Genomic DNA, 19,351 nt, shown 5'->3' on the forward strand with positions numbered 1-19,351 from the left:
CCATGTTCGACCTGACCGGCAAGGTCGCCCTCGTCACCGGCGCGAGCTCGGGCATCGGCGTGGGCATCGCGCGGGCGCTGCACCGCCAGGGGGCGCATGTGGTGCTGACCGGCCGCCGCGAGGCGGAGCTGAAGGCGCTCGCCGCCGAGCTCGGCGCGCGGGCCGAGGCCATCGCCGCCGACCTCGCGGACCCCGCCGCCCCCGCCCTGCTGGTCGAGCAGGTGGAGGCCGCCCATGGCCGGCTCGACATCCTGGTGAACAACGCCGGCTTCACGCGCGACATGCTGGCGCTCCGCATGGGCGACGCCGACTGGAACGCGGTGCTGGAGGTGGACCTGAACGCGCCCTTCCGGCTGGCGCGCGCCGCCCTGCGCGGCATGATGAAGCGCCGGTCGGGGCGCATCGTCTCCATCGCCTCCATCGTCGGCGTCACCGGCAATGCGGGGCAGGCGAACTACGCCGCCGCCAAGGCGGGGCTGATCGGCATGAGCAAGTCGCTGGCGCAGGAGGTGGCGCCGCGCGGCGTGACGGTGAACGTGGTCGCGCCCGGCTTCATCGAGACGCCGATGACCGAGAAGCTGGGCGAGGCCATCAAGGCGCAGATGCTGGCGCGCATCCCGCTCGCGCGCATGGGCTCCGCCGCGGATGTGGCGGCCGCCGTGGTCTATCTGGCCTCCGACGAGGCGGCCTGGGTCACCGGCACCACGCTGCACGTCAACGGCGGCATGGCGATGTTCTGATGCGGCCGGCATGACATGCCGGCCGTATCGCGCGCAGGGTCGCCGGGCACCCATCGAAGCTTTGCTTCGATGGGACCCGCTGTGGCGGCTGCGCGCCAAAACACAGGCATACCAGCGGCCGCACCGGCCCCTCAGGAGTCGAAATCAGCGGCCGCTGGTATGATGCGGGCGGCCGAACGGCCCGCCGGGCTCAGCCCTTCGCCTTCAGCGCCTCCACCTCCGCCTTGAGGCGGGCGTTCTCGGCCTTCAGCGCCTCCAGTTCCGACCGGCCGGCGAAGGGGGTGAACAGGCTCATGGCGCGCTCCATCATCGCCATGTTGCGTTGGCTCATCTCCTCGAGCCCGAAGGGCTTGAAGGCCTGCTCCAGGCCGCGGCGCAGCTCCTCCTGCTGGCGGGCGAAGCCCTGCATGGTCATCTCGAGATAGCGGGGCAGCACGCCCTGCAGGCTGTCGCCGTAGAAGCCGATGAGCTGGCGCAGGAAGCTCTCCGGCAGCAGGTGGCTGCCCTTCGCTTCCTCCTCGACGATGATCTGCGTCAGCACGCCGCGCGTGATGTCCTCGCCGCTCTTCGCATCATAGACCACGAAATCGCGCCCCTGGCGCACCATCTGCGCCAGATCCTCGAGCGTGACGTAGCTACTGCTCTCGGTGTTGTAGAGGCGGCGGTTGGCGTATTTCTTGACGACGACGGGCGGCGTCGCGGATTTCGATTCTGCCGTCTGGTCGGCCATGCCTCTTCCCCTGCACCTTTCGTTGCGGGGAAGCCTAGCACGGGCGGGCGGGGATGCGATAAGCCTCTCGCCGACGACGCATCCGGCGATGCACGACACCCCACGGGCATGGATGGAGCCTTCCGACGACTTCGACCGCCTGGCCGCCGACTGGATCGCGCTCTGGGAGAGCGAGATCGCGGCGCTGGCTCAGGATGCGGAACTCGCCGAGGCCTGGGCGGCGGGGGTGGCGCTGATGGCCGCCTTCTGGCGCGCGCAGGCCGCGGCGCTGGGCGCGATGGGCCGGGGGCGCGGCGATGAGCCCGCCGCCCCGCCGCGGCCCCCGCCCGCTGCCGCTGCACCTGATGCTGGGCGGGATGCGCGGGCTTCTGGCGCTGACGATGCCGCCGCCCTCCGCGCCCGGCTTGCCGAGCTGGAGCGCCGGCTGGCCGCGGTCGAAGGCCGGCCAGGCCGAGGCGGCGCGGATCGCCGCGCGCCTCGCCGAACTGCAGGCCGCCGGCCAAAGCCGCGCCCCTGAGCTGTTCCGGGCGGCCGTGCTGCGCCGCCTCTGGCGGCAGGATGCGGCGCTGCTCAGGGGCATCGCCGCCTATCGCCGCCACCCGCACCGCCGCGCGCTGGAAGACCCGCCCGTGCTGTGGCGCGAGGGCGCGGCGCGGCTGCTCGACTACGGCGGGCGGGGGCGGCCGGTGCTCTTCGTGCCCTCGCTGGTCAACCGCGCCCATGTGCTGGACCTCGACGAGGGCGCCTCGCTGCTGCGCTTCCTGCGCGCGAACGGCGTGCGGCCGCTGCTGCTCGACTGGGGCTGGCCGGGCGAGGCGGAGCGCCGCTTCACCCTGACCGACCACATCGCCGGCCGGCTCGAACGCGCCATCCAGGCCGCGCCGCGCAACCTGGTGCTGGCGGGCTACTGCATGGGCGGGCTGCTCGCGCTCGCCGCCGCGCTGCGCCAGCCCGGGCGCGTGCGGGCGCTCGCGCTGCTCGCCACGCCCTGGGATTTCCACGCCGACTCGCAGGCGGCGGGACTCGCGCGGCTGCTGCCCGGGCTCGAGCCGCTCATGGAGCCGGCCGGCGCGCTGCCGGTGGACGCGCTGCAATGGCTTTTCGCCCTGCTCGACCCCTACGGGGTGGGCGAGAAGTTCCGCGCCTTCGGCCGGCTCGATCCCGCCTCGGCGCGGGCGCGGCGCTTCGTCGCCATCGAGGACTGGCTGAACGACGGCGTGCCGCTGGCCGCGCCCGTGGCGCGGGAGGCGATCCGCGACTGGTACGGGCGCAACGCGCCGATGCGCGGCGAATGGGCGGTGGCGGGGCTGCCCGTGACGCCCGCCGCCTGGCGTGGCCCCGCCTTCCTGGCGATTCCGGCGCGCGACCGGATCGTGCCGCCGGCGAGCGCCCGGCCGCTGGCCGCCGCCCTGCCCGCCGCCGCCCTGCATGTCGCGGAGGCGGGCCATGTCGGCATGGTGGCCGGGATGGGGGCGGAGGCCGCGCTGTGGCGGCCCCTGCTGGGCTGGATCAGGGCGCTGTGATCAGGTGCCCGCGAAGAGATACATCGGCATGGGCTGCGTCTCGTCCTTCACCCCCTTCACGCCGGGGATGCCCTCCGCCAGCACGCGCAGGCCGCGATTCACCCCCGCGTCGCGCATGAAGCCGTGGAAGGTCACGATGCCGTCCTTCACGTCCACCAGCGTGTAGAAGCTGTCGGCCCAGGGCTCCTTCTGCATGGCGGCGAGCACGGCGCGGCGGATGCGCTCGTCCGACATCGCCTCCTCGGCCGGCGGCGGCGCGACCAGCGCGCGCAGCAGGTCGGCGCGGCTGACGATGCCGCGCAGCCGCCCTTCGCTCACCACCAGCACGCGGCGGATGCCGCGCTCCTCCATCACATGGGCGATGTGCGCGGCCGTGTCGTCCTCGCCCACCGTCACCACGCTCGTGGTCATGATGTCGGCGGCGGTGGCGCCATGGGTGCGGGCATAGCGCTCGGCGAGCTCGGCCGGGTTGGAGAAGAGGCTCGCGAACCAGGACATGGGCTTGTCCTCCTCGCCCGCGAGGCGGCGGATCAGGTCCGCCTCGGTCACCACGCCGAGCACCTCGCCCTTCGCGCCCAGCACCGGCACGGCGCTGATGCCGCGCTCGGCCAGCAGCCGCGCGACGGCGATCACGGGCGTCTCGGGCGGCACGGTGACGACATCGGGGGTCATCAGGTCGCGCGCGGTGAGCGGGGTTTTCATGGCGGGCCTCCAATGATGGGTAAGTGCAGCCTGCCCCGGCTTGCCCGGCCGCGCCTTGCGCCAGCGCAATGGACAAGCCCCTTCCCGCGGCGGGCGGCTTCGCCTATTCCCGGGCAACTGTCCATTTTTCCGGGAGGAGCTTCATGAACGAGATCACCCGCCGCGGCGCGCTGGGCGCCGCCCTCGCCGCCCCCGCGCTCTTCGCCGCCACGGCCCGCGCGCAGGGCACGCAGATGAGCATCGCCACCGGCACCACCGGCGGGGTGTATTATCCGCTCGGCGGCGCGCTCGCGAACTATCTCACCCGCGGCATCCCCGGCGTCTCGGCCACGGCCGAGGTCACGGCCGGGTCGGTCGCCAACTTCCAGCTTCTGGGCGCGGGCCGCGCGCAGATCGTCTTCGGCCAGGTGGACGCGGCGGTGGATTCCGTGCGCGGCGCCGGGCCCTTCCGCGGCCGCGTGGTGCCCACGCGCGCCATCGCCGTGCTCTACACCAACCGCATGCAGGTGGTGACGGTGGCGGACCGCAACATCCGCTCCATGGCGGACCTGCGCGGCAAGCGCATCTCCACCGGCGCGCCGGCCTCGGCCACCGAGCTGTTCGCGCTGCGCCTGATCGCCGCCGCGGGCCTCGACATCAACCGCGACTTCCGCGGGCGCGAGCGCCTCTCGCCGGCCGAGAGCACCAACGCCATCCGTGACGGCAAGATCGACGCCTATTTCTTCGTCTCGGGCGTGCCCACCAGCGCCATCACCGACCTCGCGGCCACGCCGGGCACGCAGCTCGTGCTGATCGACCACGCCGACCTGCTCGAGCCCATCGTGCGCGAGCACGGGCCGGTCTATTTCGCCGAGACCATCCCCGCGGGCACCTATCCGGGCCAGACCACGCCGAACCATCAGCTCTCGGTGGCCAACATCCTCGCGGTGCGCGAGGACGCGAACCCGCAGCTCGTCACGCAGATCCTCACCGTGCTGTGGCAGAACCGCGAGGACTGGGCGCGCGTGCATTCCGCGGCGCGCGACTTCACGCTGGAGCAGCAGAAATCCGCCGCGGCGGGCGTGCCCTGGCATCCGGCGGCCGAGGCCTTCTGGCGCAACGCCGGCGCCCGCCTGAGCTGAGCCGCGCCGAACCCCCGGGGCGCCCGGATTTCCGTCCGAGCGCCCTTTTTCCCGCGCCGCGCCCGCGCCGCTTCTCGAGCCTCCGCGCAAAGGCCCCGCCCGTGTCCAGCACCACGCATCTGCCCCCCGAGATGGACCCCAAGGCGCTCGACGCCGAGACCGCGAAGCGCGTGGAGCGGCTGATCGAGGCCGAGGAAGGCGTGATGAACCGCCTGGGCGGCGTGATGGGCGTCGTGGCGGTCGGCGTGGCGCTCGCCATGTCGCTGTTCCACCTCTACGCGGCCTGGAGCATCGTGCCGACCACCACGCTGCGCTTCGCGCATGTGGGCTTCACCATGGTGCTGGGCTTCCTGCTCTATCCGGTGGCGCGCCGCTACCGCGACAGGGTGATGCCCTGGGATGTCGCGCTGGTGGCGGCGGGGCTCTACGTCACCTGGTATCTCATCTCGGGCGGCGACGACCTGCAGGACCGCATCATCTTCCCCGAGCCGATGGACATCGTGGTGGGCTGGCTGCTCATCGCCCTGGTGCTCGAGGTGGCGCGGCGCGCCACGGGGCCGATCATGCCGGTGGTGGCCATCGCCTTCCTGCTCTACGCCTTCTTCGGAAATCACCTGCCGCAGCCCTGGACGCATCGCGGCTACGACGCGGAGCGGCTGATCCCGCACCTCTCCATCACGCTGGAGGGCATCTTCGGCACGGCGGTGGATGTCTCGGCCACGCTGATCATCCTGTTCACGCTCTACGGCGCGATCCTGGCCGCGACGGGGGCGGGCAAGTTCTTCGTGGACTTCTCCTTCGCGGCCACAGGCGGCAAGCCCACCAGCGCGGGGCGCACCGTGGTGCTCTCGGCCTTCCTGCTGGGCGGACCATCAGGCTCGGGCGTGGCCACCACCGTCACCATCGGCAGCGTGGCCTGGCCGATGATGAAGCGCGTGGGCTACACGCCGCAGGATGCGGGCGGGCTGCTGGCCGCGGGCGGCATGGGCGCCATCCTCTCGCCGCCCATCATGGGGGCGGCGGCCTTCCTGATCGCGGAGTTCCTGAAGATCAGCTACCTCGACGTGCTGATCATGGCGATCATCCCCACCGTGCTCTACTACGCGGCGCTGCTGTTCATGGTGGAGCTCGACCAGCGGCGCATCCGTGCGAGCGGCGCGCGGCAGGACGACACGCCCATGGCGGTGGAGCGCGTGGGCGCGATGTTCCGCCGCGGCTGGTACCACTTCACCAGCCTGATCGCGATCGTGGCCTTCATGGCGATGGGCTATTCGGCCACGCTTTCGGTGCTTTACGCGATGCTGCTCGCGGTGGCGCTCTCCTTCCTCTCGCGCGAGCATGCGCTGTGGCCGCGCAAGCTGATCCGCACCCTGGCCAGCGGCGCGGAGCAGGCCATCGGCATCGCCGCCACCTGCGCGGCGGCGGGCATCATCGTGGGCTGCATCACGCTCACGGGGCTCGGCCTCAAGTTCAGCGACATCGCGATCCAGGCGGCGGGCGGCTCGCTGATCGTCACGGCGATCTACACGGGGCTGATCGTCTGGATCGTCGGCCTCGCGGTGCCGGTGACGGCGAGCTACATCATCTGCGCGGTGGTGGCCGCGCCGGCGCTGATCAAGCTCGGCGTGCCCGACTACGCGGCGCACATGTTCATCTTCTACTACGCGGTGCTCTCGGAGGTCTCTCCGCCCACGGCGCTGAGCCCCTTCGCGGCCGCCGCGATCACCGGCGGCGGGCCCTACCGCACCACGCTGATGGCGTGGAAGTACACGCTGCCCGCCTTCGTGCTGCCCTTCGTCTTCGTCACCGACCCCCAGGGCGTCGCGCTGCTGCTGAACTTCCTGCCCGGCATGGGCTGGATGGACGCGGTGTGGCAGGTGCTCTTCGCCACGCTCGGCCTCGCGGCGCTGGCCTCGGCGACCCAGGGCTACGGGCTGCGGCCCATGGCGGGGTGGGAGCGCTGGCTGATGGCGCTGGCGGGGCTGCTGATGGTGTTCCCCGCCATCGTCGAGGCGGTGGCGGCCGACAGCATCCCCGCCCCGCACTGGGTGGGGCTGGGGCTCGGGCTGCTGCTGCTCGGGCAGCAATATGCGCGGCGCGGGCGGGCCGCGGCCAGCACGGGATGATACGGTCGGCGTGACCGCCGCCCGTATCACCCGCCTCTGGGCCGCGCGCGGTCTGGCCGCGGGGCTGGCGCTGCCTGCCGCGCACCAGCGACCATGAGCGCGCCCCCCGCCACAAACACGCCGCTGCTGCCGCTGCCCTGCGCACGCGAGGCGAACCCGGTCGAGAACAGCCGGGCCTTCCTGCGCACCCACACGCTCGGCAACCGTGTGCTCGACAGCGACGACGCCATCGGCAACGCCCCCTGCGACGCCTGGAACCGGCTCGCCAATCAGCCTGAGCGCATCGCCGCCATCGCCTCACGCGCCTGGGCGGAGGTCACGTTCCGACGCCGGGCGCCTCATACCAGCGGCCGCTGCTTCTGACCCCTCCGAAAGCGGTGCGGCCGCTGGTATGCCTTTGTTTTGGCGCGCAGCCGCCACACCAGCCCTGCGCGCGATACGGTCGGCATGTCATGCCGCCCGTATCAGCGCGCCACGAAGCGCGAGAGCTCGCCGCGCAGCCGGTCGGCGGCCGGGTTGTGGCCCTCGCCGAACAGGACGATCTGCCGCGCGGCCATGTCGCGCCCGTAATAGGCGCGGTTCCACTCGCTGCGCGAGGAGAAGAGCGAGCCCTCCAGGCTCAGCCCCGCGAAGAGGCCGCGGGTGCGCGCGATGGTGACGACATCCGCCCCGCCGAGGGCCGAGGTCAGCGCGCCCTGCACGCCCGCGCCGAGCGTGGCGACGGAGAGGCCGACATCGCCGCCGAAGGTGAACTGGCTGTCGAGCAGGGCGGAGAGCGCGCGCTCGCTGCGGATGATCATGAGCAGCGCCATGTCCTGCACGCCGATCTGCAGGCCGAAGCCCGCGCCGCCCAGGGCGAAGAAGGCGGGCGAGGTCCAGCTTCCATCGGCCATGCGGCCCAGCATCACGCAGCCGCCGCCGCGCCCGCCGAAGAAGAAGCCGGCGCGGAAGATGCGCGGGCAGACCACCACGCCGCGCGCCTCGCGCAGCAGGTTGCGCGCCTGCTGCTCGAGGCCCGGCTCGCCGAAGGCCAGCAGCTCGGGGAGCGCAAGGGTCGCCTGGTCCACCAGCGCCTGCGATTCCTGCAGCGCATCGGCGCGGGCGGTGGGCGCGGCGCAGAGCAGGAGGGCGGCGAACAGGGCGCGGCGGAGCATGGCGGACCTCAGCGGGGCGGGGGCGGGAGCGGCGTGCGGCTCACGCCGCCCGAAGGCGCGCGCGCGGCCTGCTGGGCGCGGCGCGGCGCGGCCCCCGCGATGGGGGCGGGGGCGGCGGCGGGCTCGGCCGCGGCGGCGCGGGCGGGCTGGCCGCCGAAGCGCAGCAGCGCGGCGCGCAGCGGGTCCGCGCCGGGGTTGTGGGCGGCCATGTTCACCACGATGTCCCGCGCGCCGACATCGCGGCCGTAATAGGCCCGATTCCATTCGGGCTGCGCGTTGATCACCGCGCCCTCGATGGCGAGGCCGGCGAACAGCCCGCGCGAGCGCGAGAAGGCCAGGATGTCGGCGCCGAGATTGGTCGTCGTCGCGCCCTCCACCGAGCCGCCGAGCGTGGCCAGGGCGAGGGAGGCGTCCGCCCCCAGCTTGAACTGGTTGTCGATCACCGCGTTCAGGGCGCGGTCGTTCATCAGCAGCAGCAGGGTCTGGCTGTCCTGGATGCCGGCCTGGAAGCCGATGCTGCCCGAGCCGATGGCGTAGAAGGCCGGCGAGGACCAGGAGCCCGCGGCGTCGCGCCCCACCAGCACGCAGCCTCCGCCCTCGCCGCCGGCGAAGAAGGCGGCGCGGAAGGTGCGCGGGCAGACCAGCACGCCGCGCGCGCGGCGAAGGGCGGAGGCGGCGTCCAGCCGGTCATGCTCCTCCATCAGGATGTCCTGGACGGTGAGCGCCGCGCGGTCCACCAGCGCCTGGGGCGCGTTGCGCGTCGGTTCGCCGGCGCAGGCCGCGAGCAGCGCGGCGGCGGCGAGAAGGATCAGATGGCGCATGAGTTTCCCCCGATAACTCCCGCACGGGGCGCGATTCTAGACGGGGTTGTGGCGTGCCGGAAGCGATTTCGGGGCGAGGGCGGGGCGGCGGGCGGCCTGTCCTGGGCGCGATGCCCTTTGCGCAGGGAGGACGCCGCGCCGCGGGCGTCAGCCCGGCCAGAAGGGCTCCTCGTTCACCGACACCACGCGCCAGTCGCGCCCATGCTTCTCCAGCGTGGTGACGGAGAGGTTCTTCACCGAGAACATCAGCGCGCGGTGCGCGTCGAGGTCCATCGCGTGCGCCAGGGCGGCGCGGATGCTGCCGCCATGGGCGATGACGACGCTCTCGCCCCCGGCCGCAGCCAGACGCTCGATCACGGGGCCCACGCGGCGGCGCACATCGTCCAGGCTCTCGCCGCCGGGCGGGCGCTCATGCGCGGCGTGGGGCCAGAAGGGGTGGGGCGGGTGGCGCAGCCGCTCGGTCAGCGCCTCGTGGGAGATGCCCTGCCATTCGCCCAGCGCCTGCTCGGCCAGGTCGGGCTCGATGGCGATCTCCTGCGCCGGATAGCCGGCGGCGAAGATGGCGGCCGCCGTGGCGCGGGTGCGCGAGAGCGGCGTGGCCACCCAGCGCGCCGGGCGCGGCAGCCGCGCGGCCAGCCAGCGATACAGCGCCGCCTCCTGCCGCAGCGCCCTCTCGCACAGCGCCACGTCCATGTTGCCGTAGAGCACGGCGCGGGCGGAGGGCTCGACCAGGGCGTGGCGGATCAGGTGCAGGCGGGCCGGGGCGGTCATCCCTGTGATGTAGCGAAGCGCCCCGCCGCCTGATAGCGAAGCGCCGCATGGCCGCCCTGCTCCGTGACCGCCGCTTCCTGATCCTGCTCGCCCTCGGCTTCGCGGCCGGGGTGCCGCTGCCGCTGACGGGCTTCGTGCTGCGGCAATGGTTCAGCGAGAGCAACCTCAGCCTCGCCGCCATCGGCTTCACGGCGCTGATCGGCCTCGCCTATTCGCTGAAGTTCCTGTGGTCGCCGGTGATGGACCATGCGCCGCCGCCGCTGTTCCGCCGCCTGGGGCGGCGGCGCGGCTGGCTCGCCTCCATCCAGCCGCCGCTGATGCTCGCCATCGCGGCGATGGGGCTGACCGACCCGGCGCAGGGCGCGGCGCTGACGGCGGCGGTGGCCGTGCTGGTCGCATTCCTCTCCGCCAGCCAGGACATCGTGGTGGACGCCTATCGCATCGACATCCTGCAGGAGCAGGATCAGGGCTACGGCTTCGCCTGCTATGTCTGGGGCTATCGCTTCGCGCTGCTGGCGGCCAATGCCGGGGCGCTGGGCATGGTCGGGCTGGTGGGGTGGGACGGCGCCTTCCTCTACTGCGCGGGGCTCGTCGGGGTGGGCTTCCTCGCCGTGCTGCTGGCGCCCGAGCCGCAGGCCCCGCCGCGCGCGGCGATGGGCTGGGCGCGGCGGCTGCGCGTGGCGGTGGTGGATCCGTTCCTGGACTTCATGGGCCGGCGCCACTGGCTCGCCATCCTGCTCTTCGTCGCGCTGTTCAAGCTGGGCGAGGCGCTGGCCGGCATCATGACCGCGCCCTTCTACCGGCAGCTCGGCTTCACCCGCGGCGAGGTGGCGGCGGTGGCCAGCGTCTTCGGCCTGGCGATGACGCTGGGCGGCGTGCTGGCGGGGGGCTGGGTCGTCGCCCGAATCGGGACGGGGCGGGCGCTCGTCGTCACCGGGCTGCTGCAGATGCTCTCGAACCTGATGTATGTGGCGCTCCACCACGCGGGGCGCGACATCGGGATGCTCTACGCCCAGGTGGGGGTGGAGAACTTCACCGACGGGCTCGCGGATGCGGCCTTCGTGGCCTACCTCACCTCGCTGACCAACCGCGCCTTCAGCGCCACGCAATACGCGCTGCTCTCCTCGCTGGCGGCGGTGCCGCTGCGGGTGCTCGGCGGCTGGTCCGGCCAATGGGCCGAGGCGCTGGGCTGGACCTGGTTCTTCCTGATGACCACGGCCGCCGCCCTGCCCGCGCTGTTCCTGATGCTGTTCCTGCTCCGGCGGCTGCCGCCCGCGCCCCCGGCGCCCGCGCGCGCGCTCGGGGTGCAGGACGGGTGATACGGCCGGCGGCTACGCCGGACGTATCTCGCACGCCGGGTTGCCGCCACCCGACGCGGCGCGCCGCGTCGGGGCCCGGTGTGGCGGCTGCGCACCAAAACAAAGTCATACCAGCGGCCGCACCGGCTTCTCAGGAGTCGAGATCAGCGGCCGCTGGTATGAAACGGATCACCCGCCCGTGGAGAGCTGCTGCTCCTGCCCGCGCATCGCCCAGCCGATGGTCCGGCGCTCGATGAACTCCGCGATCCAGTAGAGCATGATGCCCATCAGCCCCGTCACGATCAGCCCGGCGAAGACGAGCGGCACGTCGAAGCGGGAGGAGGCGACCATCATCAGCCGCCCGATGCCCGCGTTGGGCGCCACGCTCTCGGCGATGATGGCGCCGACGAAGGCCACCGTGATGGCCACCTTCAGCGAGGCGAAGAAATAGGGCATGGCCCGCGGCAGGCCCACCTTGCGGATGATGTCCACCGGCCGTGCGCCCAGCGCGCGCAGCACGTCGCGCAGCTCGGGCTCCACGGTCGCGATGCCGGTGGCGACATTCACCACGATCGGGAAGAAGCTGATCAGGAAGGCGGTGATGATGGCCGGCCAGATGCCGATGCCGAACCAGACGATCAGCACCGGCACCACCGCCACCTTGGGGATGGAGTTGAAGGCGATCAGCAGCGGGTAGAGCCCCTTGTACACCAGGGTGGAGCTGCCGATGGCGATGCCGAGCAGCAGCCCCCCCACCACCGCCAGCGCGAAGCCCGCCAGCGTGGTGCCGAGGGTGACCAGGCTGTCGTCCATCAGCGGCTTCCACCAGCGCACCGCCGCGGCCCAGACATCGGTGGGGGCGGGCAGGATGAAGGTGGAGATGCCGAACACCTCGACCAGGATTTCCCAGAGCAGGAAGGCGCCGATCAGCACCATCCAGGGCAGCCAGGCCTGCAGGCGGCGCTGGCGGCGGGCCGCCGCCGCCATGGCTTCGAGGCGGGCTTGCGCGCGGGTGGACATCAGGCGACCTCCTCGCCCTTCCGGGCGGCGGCGATATAGGCCCGCAAATCCGCGACCAGCGCGGTGAACTCGGGCAGGAAGGTGGTCTCCATGGTGCGGGGGCGCGGAAAATCCACGCGGCGCTCGGCGATGATGCGCCCGGGGCGCGCGCTCATCACCAGCACCCGGTCGGCGAGGTAGGCGGCCTCGCGCAGATCGTGGGTGACGAGGATGACGGTGGGCTTGCGCGCCATCCAGACATTCTGCAGCACGGCCCAGAGATCCTCTCGCGTGAACACGTCGAGCGCGGAGAAGGGCTCGTCCAGCATCAGCAGCGGCGGCTCGTGGATCAGCGCGCGGCAGAGGCTGGTGCGCTGCTGCATGCCGCCCGAGAGCTGGTAGGGCTGCTTGGCCCCGAAGCCCTCGAGGCCCACGAGCTTCAGCAGCTCCAGCGCCTTGGCCTCGTACATCGCGCGCTCGCTGCGCAGGCGCTTGCGGTGCGCCGGCACGATCTCGAGCGGCAGCATCACGTTCTCGAGGATGGTGCGCCAGGGCAGCAGGGTGGGGTTCTGGAAGGCCATCCCCACCAGGTCGAGCGGCCCGTCCACCTCCTTGTTGCCCACCAGCACATTGCCGTCGGTGGCGGGCCAGAGGCCGGAGACGAGGCGCAACAGCGTGGACTTGCCGCAGCCCGAGGGGCCGACGACGGCGACGAACTCGCCCTGCTGCACCTCCAGCGAGCAGCCCTCCAGCGCGAGCGTGCCCTCCACGCCGCCATAGCGCATGGCGACATTGTCGATCTGGACGAAGGCGTTGCTCATGCGGGGGTCTCGGGCGGGCGGGAATCTCGGCGCATCCCTGGCGCGTAGCAGGGGCGGGGCGCGGGGGCCAAGCGGGGCGGGGCGGCGCGGCGTCGCCCCCGGGCGCCGCGCTGCCCGAAAATCGGGCAGAGCGGCCGGGAACAGGGCAGGGCGCGGGCGGCGGCCCGCCCGCAAGACGGATCAGATCCGCCGCTGCTCGGCCGGCGGCAGGAACTCCGCCGTGTAGAAGCGCGCCGCCTCCAGCCGCTCGGGCAGGTTGAAGGCGCCCTCCACGGCGCGGATGCCGGTCTGCAGCCGGGCCATGTCCACCGCCGAGATGCCGTTGGCGCGCACATGCGGCGTGATCACCACGCGCTCCATGTTCATCATGTGGCGCTCGCGCTCGATCGCGATGTCGGTCAGCGGCTCCACCTGGCGCAGCACGGCGAGCATGGCGTCCGGGCTCGCGATGCTGTCGCGGAAGCCGCGGATCAGCGCGGCCACCGCGCCGCGCACCAGGGCGGGGTTGCGCTCGGCGAAGGCGCGGGTGGTGAGCAGCGCGCCGCCATAGAGGTTCAGCCCGTGGTCGTAATACATCATCACCCGCTGCTGCGGATGGTCGAGGCCGATGCCCTTCAGCGCCAGCGCCGAGGTGGTGACGAAGCCCGTGATGCCGTCCGCCTCGCGGCGCACCAGCATGGGCTCGCGCAGGGCGGGCGCCACGGAGAGGAAGGTCACGCGGCTCGCATCCACCCCGGCGGCGCGGGCGAAGGCGGGGAAGAGCTGCCGGCCCGCGTCGAAATCCGGCGCGGCGAGGCGCTTGCCCTCCAGATCCTTCGGCGTGCGGATGGGGCCATCGGCGCGCACGATGACGCACAGCGGCGCGCGGTCATGCAGCACGGCCACGCAGAGCAGCCCCGAATCGGGGTTCTGCGCGAGGAAGCGGATGGCCGGGTTGATGTCGGCGTAGCCCATGTCGTGCGTGCCGGCGACGAGGGCCGGCGGCACGCCGCCCGAGCCCTGGCCGCGGTCCACCTGCACCTCGATGCCGGCTTCGCGGAAATAGCCGCGCTCGCGCGCCAGCAGGGCGAAGGCGTTGGGGGCCTGGAAGGCCCAGTCGAGGGTCAGGCGCAGCCGGGGGGGCTGGGCGTGGAGAAGGCCGGGGGCGGCGAAAGGAAGGGCGGCGGCGGCCAGGGCGGCGCGGCGGGAGAGGCGGATCATGCGGCGTTCCTCGCGTTCGGGGCGGCTGACGCTGCCGCAGCGGGGGCCGGCAGGGCAAGGGGCGCATTGCCCCGCCCCGTGCGGTGCACCATGTTGCGGCCGACACCTCGCGGAGAGCGCCATGACCCATGTGCCCGATGTGCCGCCCAGCGCGGCCTGGGAGGCTTTGACCACCGACCCCGACGCCGTGCTGGTGGATGTGCGCACGGATGCGGAATGGAATTTCGTGGGCCTGCCGGACCTCAGCGCCGCGGGCAAGCAGCCGGTGCTCATCCCCTGGCAGGTGTTTCCCACCATGCAGGTGAACGGGCATTTCGTCGAGCATCTGCGCAAGGCGGGCATCACGCCGCAGCACAAGGTCTATTACCTCTGCCGCTCCGGCGCGCGCAGCCTGGCGGCCGGCCAGGCGGCGGTGGCGGCGGGCTTCCCGCACGCCTTCAACATCGCCGACGGCTTCGAGGGCCCGGTGGACGCCGAGGGCCACCGCGGCACGGTGGCCGGCTGGAAGGCGGCCGGCCTGCCCTGGCGGCAACGCTGAGGGGCCGGCCGCCCGGCCTCTGCGATGGGCCCGGCGGCGTGGCCGCCGGCCGCGTCAGTGAATGGTGAAGACGCCGTTCGCGTAGCGCAGCTCCGCGGGCTTGATCAGCGCCGCGCTGGCCACGCGCACGGAATGCAGCACGCCCTCGATCTCGCGCCGCCAGAAGTCGAGGAAGCGGCTGAGCTCGGGGAAGCCGGGCGCGAGGTCATGCTTCTGCCAGACGAAGCTCTGCAGCACCGAGGGATGGTCGGGCATGCGGTAGAGGATTTCGGCGGTGGTCAGCCGCCAATCGGGGATCTTCACCATGGGCTCCAGGGCATCGAGCACGCGCGTGACCTCCTCAACGAGGGCGGGGATGGCCCGCATGGCCGGCGCTTTTTCCTCCCGGCCGGCCCGTGCGGGGCCGCCCATGACGCGAGGATGACACGGCCCCGCGCGGGATTCCAGAAAAATCTCGCGCAAAATCAAGGCACTAGCACTCACCGCCCGCGAGTGCTGCCACCGCCTTGACTCCGCGCGGCAGGGTTTCTAGATCGCTGGCACTCCTCCCGGGCGAGTGCTAACGGCGCCGTCGGGCAGGAGGTTCCCCATCCCTGAAAGCGTTCAGGAGAGAGAACCGCCATGAAGTTCCGTCCCCTGCACGACCGCGTCCTCGTCCGCCGCATCACGGCCGAGGAGAAGACCGCGGGCGGCATCATCATCCCCGACACCGCGAAGGAGAAGCCGCAGGAGGGTGAGGTGATCGCCGTCGGCGCCGGCACGATCAACGAGAAGGGCGAGGTCCGCCCGCTGGACGTGAAGCCGGGCGACCGCATCCTGTTCGGCAAGTGGTCGGGCACCGAGGTGAAGATCAACGGCGAGGAGCTGCTGATCATGAAGGAGTCCGACGTGATGGGCATTCTCGAGGGCAGCGCCCCGGCCGCCAAGGCCGCCTGAAGGCCTCCTCTCCGGCTCATCCATTCCAGACCAGATCAGAGGTAGAGACACATGGCTGCCAAGGACGTGAAGTTCGGCGCCACGGCGCGCGAGAAGATGCTGCGCGGCGTGGACATCCTGGCCGACGCGGTGAAGGTGACGCTGGGCCCCAAGGGCCGCAACGTGGTGATCGACAAGTCCTTCGGGGCGCCGCGCATCACCAAGGACGGCGTGACGGTCGCCAAGGAGATCGAGCTCGCCGACAAGTTCGAGAACATGGGCGCGCAGATGGTGCGCGAGGTCGCGTCCAAGACGAACGACCTGGCCGGTGACGGCACCACCACCGCGACCGTGCTGGCCCAGGCCATCGTGCGCGAGGGCGCCAAGGCCGTCGCCGCCGGCATGAACCCGATGGACCTCAAGCGCGGCATCGACAAGGCCGTGGCCCATGTGGTCGCCCAGCTCGAGGCCAAGACGAAGAAGATCACCACCTCCGCCGAGGTCGCCCAGGTCGGCACCCTCTCCGCCAACGGCGAGGCCGAGATCGGCGAGATGATCGCCAAGGCCATGGAGAAGGTCGGCAACGAGGGCGTGATCACGGTCGAGGAGGCGAAGTCCATCCAGACCGAGCTCGACGTCGTCGAGGGCATGCAGTTCGACCGCGGCTACGTCTCTCCGTACTTCATCACCAATGCGGAGAAGATGGTCGCCGAGCTCGAGAACCCCTACATCCTGATCCACGAGAAGAAGCTCAGCCAGCTCCAGCCCATGCTGCCGCTGCTCGAGGCGGTGGTGCAGTCGGGCCGGCCGCTCGTGATCATCGCCGAGGACGTGGAGGGCGAGGCGCTGGCCACCCTCGTGGTCAACAAGCTGCGCGGCGGCCTGAAGATCGCCGCCGTGAAGGCGCCCGGCTTCGGTGACCGCCGCAAGGCGATGCTCGAGGACATCGCGATCCTCACCGGCGGCCAGATGATCAGCGAGGATCTCGGCATCAAGCTCGAGAACGTGACGCTGAACATGCTCGGCCGCGCCAAGACGGTGCGGATCGAGAAGGAGAACACCACGATCGTGGACGGCGCCGGCTCCAAGGAGGAGATCAACGGCCGCTGCGAGCAGATCAAGGCGCAGATCGAGGAGACCACCTCGGACTACGACCGCGAGAAGCTGCAGGAGCGCCTGGCCAAGCTCGCCGGCGGCGTGGCCGTGATCCGCGTGGGCGGCTCCACCGAGGTCGAGGTGAAGGAGCGCAAGGACCGCGTGGACGATGCGCTGCACGCCACCCGCGCGGCGGTGCAGGAGGGCATCGTGCCGGGCGGCGGCGTGGCGCTGCTGCGCCTCTCCGAGACGCTCGCCTCGCTCAAGGGCGTGAACAACGACGAGCAGGTGGGCATCGAGATCGTCCGCAAGGCGATCCAGGCCCCGGCCAAGCAGATCGCGACCAACGCCGGCAAGGACGGCGCGGTGGTGGCCGGCGAGGTGCTGCGCAACTCCGCCTGGGAGTTCGGCTACGACGCCCAGAAGGACGAGTTCAAGAACCTCGTCGAGGCCGGCATCATCGACCCGACCAAGGTCGTGCGCACGGCGCTGCAGGATGCGGCCTCGGTCGCCTCGCTGCTCATCACCACCGAGGCGATGGTGGCCGAGCGGCCCGAGAAGAAGCCCGCCGCGGCCCCCGCGGGCGGCGGCATGGGCGACATGGACTTCTGATCCCCCGCCAGGGATCGGAAAACCGGGGGCGGCCTGCGAGGGCCGCCCCTTTTTCGTGACAGCGACCCGGAGCAGCCCATGAGCGAGACGAAAGGCCCCTATCACCTGCGCTTCCGCGCCGGCGGCGCCGCCCCCGCCATCGAGAGCTTCGCCACGCTGGACGAGGCGCTCGACGCGGTGGAGGCGCGCTGGGAGACGCTGCGCCACCAGGCGGTGCAGGTGCTCGACCCGCGGAAGATCCTCCTCTTCAGCACCGCCGAGCTCGAGGAGATGATGAAGGGCGAGCCGGAGGCGGGCGCGGCCTGACGCTTGCCGCAATCGCGCGGCATCAGCCGCGGCCATGACCCTCTCCCCTCCCCTGCGCGCCGCGCTCTTCCTCGCGGCGCTCTCCGCCTCGCTCGCCGTCTTCTTCCGCGGCCAGATCGGCGACGGCTTCACGCTGCTGCTGGGCGACCGGCATGACGGCGTGATCGCGCTCGCCATCATGGAGCACTGGGCGAACGTCTTCGCCGGCCGCGCCGCTTGGGACCAGACCTTCTACTTCCATCCCGTGCCCGCCACGCTGGGCTACAACGACGGCTACCTCGGCTTCGGGATTCCCTATGCGCTGTTCCGCGCCGGCGGGGCCGATCCCTTCCTGGCCGGGGAGCTCGCCAACGTCGCGCTGCGCGGCCTCGGCTTCGCGGGCTTCTTCTGGATGATGCGCCGCGTCTTCGGCGTCGCCTTCCTCTGGGCGCTGCTGGGCGCGGTGCTGTTCACGCTGGCCAACAACCTCGCCATCCGCGGCAGCCATGTGCAGCTCTTCAGCGTGAACCTCGTGCCGGTGCTGGCGGTGCTGGCGCATGGCGCGGGCGCGGCCCTGCTGGAGGGGCGGCGCGCGGCGCTGCTGGGCTGGGGCGCCGGGGCGGTGCTCTGGCTCGCGCTCATGCTGATGACGGGCTTCTACATGGCCTGGTACTCGGTGTTCCTGGGCCTCGTGCTGCTGCCGGCCTGGCTCGGCTTCGCGGGGCGGGAGGGGCGGGCGGCGCTCGCGGCCGGGCTGCGCCGCTGCCTCGCGCCGCTGGCCGGGCTGGCCGCGCTGGCGGTGGCGGTGAACCTGCCCTTCCTGCGCCTCTACCTGCCCAAGGCGCGCGAGACGGGCATGCACGACTATGCCGGCATGGTGGCGCAGTACACGCTCTCGCCGCTCGACCTCATCCATGTGGGCGAGCGCAACTGGCTCTGGGGCTGGCTGGTGCGGGCGCTGAACCAGGCCTTCCGCCCCGAGATGCCCTTCTGGACCGAGCAGATGACGGGCTTTCCGGTGCTGCTGCTTCTGCTTTTCGCCGGCGCGCTGGTCTGGCTCGCCCGTCCCCGGCCCGGCGAGCCGCGCGCGGCGCTGTGGCGCGCCGTGGCGGTGGCGGTGCTGCTCACCTGGGCGCTGACCATGCGCTTCGGCGAGGTCTCGCCCTGGTGGTGGGTGTATCAGGGCGTGCCGGGGGCGAAGGCGGCGCGGGTGGTGGCGCGCTACCAGATCTTCCTCGCCGTGCCGGTCACGGCGCTGGCGGTGCTGGGGCTGGCGGCGCTGGCGGGGCAGCGCGCGCGGCTGGCCCGCGCCCTCGCCGCGCTGCTGCCGCTGCTGCTGGTGGCCGAGCAGGTGAACGCCTATGCGCCGCGCTTCCTCGACCGGCCGCTGGAGGCGGGGCGGCTCGCGCGCCTGCCCGCCCCGCCCGCGGAATGCCGCGCCTTCTTCGTCACCGCCGCGCGCGCCGAGAGCCGCTTCGGCGAGAAGGTGGAGGACATCTACAACCACAACACCGAGGCGATGCTGGTGGCCGAACTGCTGCGCCTGCCCACCGTCAACGGCATCTCCACCTTCAACCCGCCGCACTGGCCGGGCAGCTTCCCGCCGCGCGCCGAGTATCTGGAGGCGGTGCGCCGCTACGCCGACGCATGGCGCGTGGGCGAGGGGCTGTGCGGCCTCGACCTGCAGTCCTTCACCTGGAGCGTGGCTCCCCTGCGCTGAGGCGCGTCGGTTTTCTTTGACTTCCGGCGCCGGGCATGCGCTTCTGCGCCCGCGCCTCCGGCGCCGCCTTTCGCCTTGCCGTGCCCACCGATGCGCCTTCACCCGCCGCCGGACGCCTTCAAGACCCGTCCGGCGAGCCGGTCGCGCCCCCGTTGCGGATCTTCCGCGCGGGGCGACAGA

The 19,351-nt window shown here is 72.2% G+C and carries 20 protein-coding genes; 11 read left to right on the plus strand and 9 right to left on the minus strand.

Going from position 1 to position 19,351, the window contains the following annotated elements:
- Window positions 1-2: 2 nt before the first annotated feature.
- Window positions 3-740, plus strand: a complete 738-nt coding sequence (gene fabG, locus H596_RS0112905; protein ID WP_027285248.1) for a 3-oxoacyl-[acyl-carrier-protein] reductase — start codon at window positions 3-5, stop codon at window positions 738-740.
- A gap of 190 nt (window positions 741-930) precedes the next feature.
- Here the strand turns inward: fabG and phaR are convergent, their stop codons facing one another.
- Window positions 931-1,470 (minus strand): polyhydroxyalkanoate synthesis repressor PhaR, encoded by a 540-nt coding sequence (phaR, locus tag H596_RS0112910; protein ID WP_027285249.1) that lies wholly within the window; start codon window positions 1,468-1,470, stop codon window positions 931-933.
- Window positions 1,471-1,766: 296 nt separating this feature from the next.
- On the opposite strand from phaR, the gene H596_RS0112915 reads away from it, so the two are divergent.
- The gene (locus H596_RS0112915) at window positions 1,767-2,993 is read left to right on the plus strand and encodes an alpha/beta fold hydrolase (protein ID WP_084602758.1); all 1,227 of its coding nucleotides are present in this window, start codon (window positions 1,767-1,769) and stop codon (window positions 2,991-2,993) included.
- Here H596_RS0112915 and H596_RS0112920 read toward each other — a convergent pair whose 3' ends face one another.
- The gene (locus H596_RS0112920) at window positions 2,994-3,695 is read right to left on the minus strand and encodes a CBS domain-containing protein (RefSeq protein ID WP_245584009.1); all 702 of its coding nucleotides are present in this window, start codon (window positions 3,693-3,695) and stop codon (window positions 2,994-2,996) included.
- 143 nt (window positions 3,696-3,838) lie between these two features.
- Between H596_RS0112920 and H596_RS0112925 the strand changes: the two genes are divergently transcribed.
- From H596_RS0112925 to H596_RS21460, 3 genes are all read left to right on the plus strand, one after another.
- Complete coding sequence (locus tag H596_RS0112925; RefSeq protein ID WP_027285252.1) at window positions 3,839-4,816, plus strand: TAXI family TRAP transporter solute-binding subunit; 978 nt, start codon at window positions 3,839-3,841, stop codon at window positions 4,814-4,816.
- A 101-nt stretch (window positions 4,817-4,917) separates the two neighbouring features.
- Window positions 4,918-6,942 carry a TRAP transporter permease gene (locus H596_RS21455; protein ID WP_245584010.1) on the plus strand — a complete coding sequence of 675 codons (2,025 nt, stop codon included), beginning with the start codon at window positions 4,918-4,920 and terminating at the stop codon, window positions 6,940-6,942.
- Between the two features lie 93 nt (window positions 6,943-7,035).
- Entirely contained in the window at window positions 7,036-7,305 is a 270-nt protein-coding gene (locus H596_RS21460) for a hypothetical protein (protein ID WP_051212952.1), read from the plus strand.
- Window positions 7,306-7,406: 101 nt separating this feature from the next.
- Here H596_RS21460 and H596_RS0112940 read toward each other — a convergent pair whose 3' ends face one another.
- From H596_RS0112940 to H596_RS0112950, 3 genes are all read right to left on the minus strand, one after another.
- The gene (locus H596_RS0112940; protein ID WP_037301327.1) at window positions 7,407-8,096 is read right to left on the minus strand and encodes a lipid-binding SYLF domain-containing protein; all 690 of its coding nucleotides are present in this window, start codon (window positions 8,094-8,096) and stop codon (window positions 7,407-7,409) included.
- 8 nt (window positions 8,097-8,104) lie between these two features.
- On the minus strand, window positions 8,105-8,917 hold the full coding sequence (locus H596_RS0112945) for a lipid-binding SYLF domain-containing protein (RefSeq protein ID WP_027285254.1): 813 nt from the start codon (window positions 8,915-8,917) through the stop codon (window positions 8,105-8,107).
- 147 nt (window positions 8,918-9,064) lie between these two features.
- A complete protein-coding gene (locus H596_RS0112950; protein ID WP_027285255.1) occupies window positions 9,065-9,688 on the minus strand; it encodes a histidine phosphatase family protein in 624 nt (207 codons plus the stop codon).
- Window positions 9,689-9,735: 47 nt separating this feature from the next.
- On the opposite strand from H596_RS0112950, the gene H596_RS0112955 reads away from it, so the two are divergent.
- A complete protein-coding gene (locus tag H596_RS0112955) occupies window positions 9,736-11,007 on the plus strand; it encodes an AmpG family muropeptide MFS transporter (RefSeq protein WP_037301330.1) in 1,272 nt (423 codons plus the stop codon).
- A 168-nt stretch (window positions 11,008-11,175) separates the two neighbouring features.
- On the opposite strand, the gene H596_RS0112960 is transcribed toward H596_RS0112955, so the two are convergent.
- The 3 genes from H596_RS0112960 to H596_RS0112970 form a co-directional block, all read right to left on the minus strand.
- Window positions 11,176-12,006, minus strand: a complete 831-nt coding sequence (locus tag H596_RS0112960) for an ABC transporter permease (protein ID WP_027285257.1) — start codon at window positions 12,004-12,006, stop codon at window positions 11,176-11,178.
- The gene (locus tag H596_RS0112965) at window positions 12,006-12,806 is read right to left on the minus strand and encodes an ABC transporter ATP-binding protein (RefSeq protein ID WP_211225278.1); all 801 of its coding nucleotides are present in this window, start codon (window positions 12,804-12,806) and stop codon (window positions 12,006-12,008) included. Before H596_RS0112965 ends, H596_RS0112960 begins: the two co-directional genes overlap by 1 nt.
- A gap of 180 nt (window positions 12,807-12,986) precedes the next feature.
- Window positions 12,987-14,006: an ABC transporter substrate-binding protein gene (locus H596_RS0112970; RefSeq protein WP_051212954.1), complete on the minus strand. Its 1,020-nt coding sequence runs from the start codon at window positions 14,004-14,006 to the stop codon at window positions 12,987-12,989.
- Window positions 14,007-14,127: 121 nt separating this feature from the next.
- Between H596_RS0112970 and H596_RS0112975 the strand changes: the two genes are divergently transcribed.
- Entirely contained in the window at window positions 14,128-14,544 is a 417-nt protein-coding gene (locus tag H596_RS0112975; RefSeq protein WP_027285260.1) for a rhodanese-like domain-containing protein, read from the plus strand.
- A 54-nt stretch (window positions 14,545-14,598) separates the two neighbouring features.
- Here H596_RS0112975 and H596_RS0112980 read toward each other — a convergent pair whose 3' ends face one another.
- A complete protein-coding gene (locus tag H596_RS0112980; protein ID WP_037301350.1) occupies window positions 14,599-14,850 on the minus strand; it encodes an usg protein in 252 nt (83 codons plus the stop codon).
- 315 nt (window positions 14,851-15,165) lie between these two features.
- On the opposite strand from H596_RS0112980, the gene groES reads away from it, so the two are divergent.
- From groES to H596_RS0113000, 4 genes are all read left to right on the plus strand, one after another.
- On the plus strand, window positions 15,166-15,480 hold the full coding sequence (gene groES, locus H596_RS0112985) for a co-chaperone GroES (RefSeq protein WP_027285262.1): 315 nt from the start codon (window positions 15,166-15,168) through the stop codon (window positions 15,478-15,480).
- Window positions 15,481-15,531: 51 nt separating this feature from the next.
- Window positions 15,532-17,166 carry a chaperonin GroEL gene (gene groL / locus H596_RS0112990; protein ID WP_027285263.1) on the plus strand — a complete coding sequence of 545 codons (1,635 nt, stop codon included), beginning with the start codon at window positions 15,532-15,534 and terminating at the stop codon, window positions 17,164-17,166.
- 78 nt (window positions 17,167-17,244) lie between these two features.
- Window positions 17,245-17,472: a hypothetical protein gene (locus H596_RS0112995; protein ID WP_027285264.1), complete on the plus strand. Its 228-nt coding sequence runs from the start codon at window positions 17,245-17,247 to the stop codon at window positions 17,470-17,472.
- Between the two features lie 34 nt (window positions 17,473-17,506).
- Entirely contained in the window at window positions 17,507-19,171 is a 1,665-nt protein-coding gene (locus H596_RS0113000; protein ID WP_051212957.1) for a hypothetical protein, read from the plus strand.
- Window positions 19,172-19,351: the final 180 nt, after the last annotated feature.

The sequence above is a fragment of the Rubritepida flocculans DSM 14296 genome (assembly GCF_000425365.1).
In the GTDB taxonomy this organism is placed as follows: Bacteria; Pseudomonadota; Alphaproteobacteria; order Acetobacterales; family Acetobacteraceae; genus Roseococcus; species Roseococcus flocculans.